Raw genomic sequence first — 3,482 nt, forward strand, 5'->3', positions numbered from 1 at the left:
GTCTTGCTCGGGGTGGGGGTGGCCGACGGGGTCGGGGTGGCCGACGGGGTCGGGGTGGCCGGGGGCGTGACCGGCGGGGTCGTGGTCACGGTCGGCGTCGGGGTCGGGGTCGGCGTCTTGGTGGGGGTGGGAGTCGGGGTCGGGGTCGGGGTCGGCGTCGGCGTGTGGCACGGCTCGATGGTCTTGGTCTCGTTGATGTTCCAGCCCTTCTCGTTCGGGTTCTCCGTGGTGGTGACCACCAGGTTCGCCTTGATCGGGGCATCGTGGTCCTTCACCGGGAAGGTGCCGTGGTACTCCTTCGGGAAGATCTTGCCGTCCAGCACCTTCTCGCCGTCGATGGTGAGGCTGACGGTGTTCTTCACGGTCTCGTTGCCGCTGTAGTTGATCAGGTCGATCGAGACCTTGTCGCAGGTCACCGACCAACTCGGCACGTGCGCCGAGGCGTTGGTGGCCAGCGCCAGGGGCAGGAGAAAACCGGCCGCAGCCGTTCCGGCCAGTGCCGTCGCGCCGATCGCGAAGTGCCGCTGCTGTCGTGCCATTGCTTTGTTCCCCTCCGAACGGTCCTGTGCAGCAGGCGTGTTGAGTGGTTCGCGGTGGCCCGCTACGACTGTCCGGGGGACTCTACCGGCACTCCCGCACCCCGCCACACCCCGCCGTACGACCGGATATCGACTGTCCGTCCGTCTTCTGATGTGCATGACCAGCCCATCACAGCCGCCACCTCGCGGAACGCGGATTCGGCAATCCTGAATGGACTTCGTCACCTTCAAGACAGAACGGAGCCCTCGGCGATCGGGTTCAATCACCGAGGGCTCCGATTCAGTCAGCCGACGAACCTCCGGGCCGTTCCGGCCTTCCGGCCGTTCGAACGCCGCGGCCCGGCCCGGCCGGCTCAGGCCTTCCTGGCCGCCTTGCGCCGGGCGGCCACCACGATCGCGCCGCCGGCCGCGAGCACGACCGCACCGCCGATCGCCAGCGGCAGCACCGGGCCGGAGCCGGTGTGCGCCAGGTTGCCGCCCGCGTCCGGCTGGGCGGACGAGCTGCCCGAGGCCGTCGGAGCGGTCGTCGAGCCACCCGCCGACGGACCGGCCGAGCCGCTCGCGCTGGGCTTGCCGCTCGTCGGGGCGGACGGGCTGCCCGAGGGGCTCGCCGAACCGCTCGGGGAGGTCGACGCGCTCGGCGTGGCCGACGGCGATCCGCTCGGCACGGTCGGCGGCACCGTCGGCGTGCCGGACGGCGTCGGGACGGTGCCCGGCAGGCAGCCGGTGAAGGGGTAGTGGTGCGTCTCCGCGCCGCCCCTGCCGGTCAGCGAGGCGGCGATCACCGAGCCGTTGACCGGGCCGCCGCTGCCGAGGTCGAACGCGGCGTTCGGCGCGAGCACGGTGCCGGCCCAGGCGGCCTGGCTGTTCTTGACCACCTTGGTGGCGGTCGGGAAGTTCCAGAGCAGCTTGGCCCGGATCGCGCCGCCCGCGGCGCTCTGGAGCTTGTCGTCCAGCACGAAGGTCTTCCTGCCCTCGTCCCACAGGTGGAAGCCGGTGGTCCCGGCCGCCGCCATGTCGTACGAGCCGCCGGTCACGTTGACCACCGTCACCGAGCCGGCCGGCACCTTGAGGTAGACGTCCTTGGCTCCCTGCAGCTTCGCCGCGTCGACGGTGAAGCTGTTGTACTTCGTGTCCCCGCCGGTGAGGGTCAGCTTGGCGCCCTCGGCCTGGACGGTGGCGCCGGCGGTCTGCGGCACGGCTGCCAGCGCGGTGGCGGCGGCGCGCAGCTTGGCGAACTCGGCCTTGAAGTCGATCGGCGAGGGGCCCTGGCCGACCGCACCCTGGTGGGCCTGGACCACCGCGCCGTCGGCCTTGGAGCCGAAGACGCCGTTGCCCTTCATCACCTGGGTGTTGTGGCCGGTGATCCTGCCGGCCACGACCAGGGCGTTCTTGCCGGGCAGTGCGTCGACCTGGGCCGCGGTGAGCTCCTGGCCGACCGAGAAACCGCCGGTGAAGTCGGCGTTGCCGCCGACCGCGACCGCGCCCTCGGCGTCGGGGGTGTGGGTGTCGTCGCCCTCGATGAACTCGCCGTAGAGGTTGGCGACCCCGAGGCTGCGGCACTCCTGGGCGGGGTCGGCGGCGTGGGCGGCCGGGGCGACCAGGCCGGCCAGTGCGAGAGAGCCACCGACGGCGAGCGCGGCGGCGGAAGTGGATATGCGCATGTGCAGGATCTCCGCTTACGTGCGGGATGGGGTGGGAGAGGCCCGAAAAGGTATGGACCAAGCCGCACTCTTTCCGCCAGACGGGTGATTGGTCAAGACCAATTCGCCCCATGTCCGGACCACCCCGTTTTGTCCGCGTGTTGCCCCTGCGCGTGTCGCGGACCGCCGGCACCGCGGCATCCCGTCGCGGCGCCCGCACCCTCGCGCCGTACCACCCGCGCCCCGCCCCAAGATCGCCTGTAAGGCCGCCTACGATTGACCTCGTGCCTAACCCCTTCTCCCTGCTCGCCGAGCGCTGGCAGCCATCCGCCGAGATGGTCCGGCGCGCCACGTTCGCCGCGCTGGTGATGAGCGTGGTGATCGTCGTCACCGGCGGCGCCGTCCGGCTCACCGCCTCCGGCCTCGGCTGTACGACCTGGCCCCGTTGCACCGACGAGAGCCTGACGCCCACCGCCGAGATGGGCTTCCACGGCGTCGTCGAGTTCACCAACCGAATGCTCACCTACGTGCTGAGCGCCGCCGTCGGCTGGGCGATCCTGGCCGCCCGCTGCCACCGCCCCTGGCGGCACAGCATGACCAGGCTCGGCTGGGCGCAGTTCTGGCTGGTGATGAGCAACGCCGTGCTCGGCGGCATCACCGTGCTGACCGGCCTCAACCCGTACACCGTGGCGCTGCACATGATCGCCGCGATGGCCCTGGTCTGGGTCGCGCTGCTGATGTGGGAGCGGTCCAAGGAGGGCGACGGCCCGGCCAGGCTCTCGGTGGCCCGGCCTATCCACCAGCTCTCGTACGTCCTGGTCACCGTGATCGGCCTGCTCGTCGCGGCCGGCACCCTGGTGACCGGCGCCGGCCACCACCCCGGCACGCCCAAGGACAACAAGATCGTCCCACGCATCCCGATCGACTACGACCGCCTCGCCCAGTTCCACGCCGACTTCGCGTTCGTCTCGGTCGGCCTGGCCATCGCGGTGATCTTCGTCTTCGCCGCCGTGAAGGCCCCGCAGCCCGCCCGCGCCCGGGCCAAGGAGCTGCTCGCCGTGCTGTTGCTGCAGGGCGTGCTCGGCTTCGTCCAGTACTTCACCGACGCCCCCGAGCTCATGGTCGGCCTGCACATGCTGCTCGCCGCCCTCACCTGGATCGCCGCGCTGCGCGTCCCGCTCGCCCTGCGCACCCGCGCGGACGTGGCGGCGGCCGAGCAGCTGCCCGCCCAGGCCCCGCAGACCGCCTCGGTCTGACCCCGGCGACACCGACGGCCCGGCTCCCCTCCGCACGGGGGAGC

3 protein-coding genes are annotated in these 3,482 nt (G+C 71.7%); 1 reads left to right on the forward strand and 2 read right to left on the reverse strand.

The genetic code is table 11. From position 1 onward, the window contains the following. The coding region (locus ACFU7Y_RS41835; protein ID WP_380771652.1) for a sortase-dependent protein at nt 1-539 on the reverse strand (539 nt) is incomplete at its 3' end. Between the two features lie 353 nt (nt 540-892). After that, nucleotides 893-2,203, reverse strand: coding sequence for a choice-of-anchor A family protein (locus ACFU7Y_RS41840; protein WP_380771654.1), 1,311 nt, complete (start codon nt 2,201-2,203; stop codon nt 893-895). 263 nt (nt 2,204-2,466) lie between these two features. Here ACFU7Y_RS41840 and ACFU7Y_RS41845 point away from each other — a divergent pair, with 263 nt between their 5' ends. Beyond that, nucleotides 2,467-3,438, forward strand: a complete 972-nt coding sequence (locus ACFU7Y_RS41845; protein ID WP_224275289.1) for a heme A synthase — start codon at nt 2,467-2,469, stop codon at nt 3,436-3,438. The last annotated feature ends 44 nt before the right edge of the window (nt 3,439-3,482 follow it).

Source organism: Kitasatospora sp. NPDC057542, assembly GCF_042801945.1.
In the GTDB taxonomy this organism is placed as follows: domain Bacteria; phylum Actinomycetota; class Actinomycetes; order Streptomycetales; family Streptomycetaceae; genus Kitasatospora.

Bases quoted from the DNA above. Each gene is read 5' to 3' on its own strand.
- ACFU7Y_RS41840 (WP_380771654.1), bottom strand. From the start codon at position 2,203: ATGCGCATATCCACTTCCGCCGCCGCGCTCGCCGTCGGTGGCTCTCTC.